Origin of the sequence: Nonomuraea rhizosphaerae (assembly GCF_019396405.1) — a bacterium.
Lineage (GTDB): Bacteria > Actinomycetota > Actinomycetes > Streptosporangiales > Streptosporangiaceae > Nonomuraea > Nonomuraea rhizosphaerae.
The window spans coordinates 1-616 of the sequence record NZ_JAHKRL010000521.1 but is presented as its reverse complement, the minus strand read 5'-3'; the positions used below and the strand labels follow the sequence as shown (position 1 = coordinate 616).

Below are 616 nucleotides of genomic sequence, written 5' to 3'. Positions count from 1 at the left end.
CGACTGGAAACAACGTCTGAGGCCCTCAAGCGCGAAGCCCCCCTGCGAACCCCTTTGAAACGAAAACGGCGGCACCCATACCGGGTGCCGCCGCATCATGATCAACAGTGGAGGTGGCGGGAATCGAACCCGCGTCCTTCAACCCCAAGACAGGGCTTCTCCGGGCGCAGCCTGCTGTGCTTTTCTCAGCCCCGGCGCTCACGCAGGCAAGTTGCCGACAGGCTCAGCCACTGTTTGATTTCCCGCTCTCCCCCGTGGCCGGGTCGAGCGGTTGAGCCTTCTAGCGATGCCAGGTCCCGGGCCGAAGGCACTCCCGGGCTGACAGTGGCTTACGTTACTTAGGCAACGAGAGCCAGGTCGCCCTGGCTCGCCACAGTGCGCTTGGAATTGGCACTTATTGGTTTGCGGTCACAGTGTTAACGAGGTTATGTCCGCAGTCCTCGGCCCGCTTCCCCTGAGTTGCAAGGTCGAAGTCGAAGCCAGTCACCCCCTGTGCAGTTGTCAACACGGCCCCGAAGAGCCGAGCAACAAGACTGTACATCCCTTAACACCCCACCTGCCAACTTGATTCCCGGCAAGGGCGAAGCCCCCGGAGACGGCGAGCGTCTCCGGGGGC

At 62.5% G+C, this 616-nt stretch carries 1 other RNA gene; it reads right to left on the bottom strand.

The window, feature by feature from the left end:
* Positions 1-105: 105 nt before the first annotated feature.
* Positions 106-491, bottom strand: a transfer-messenger RNA (tmRNA) gene (gene ssrA / locus KME77_RS27160).
* Positions 492-616: the final 125 nt, after the last annotated feature.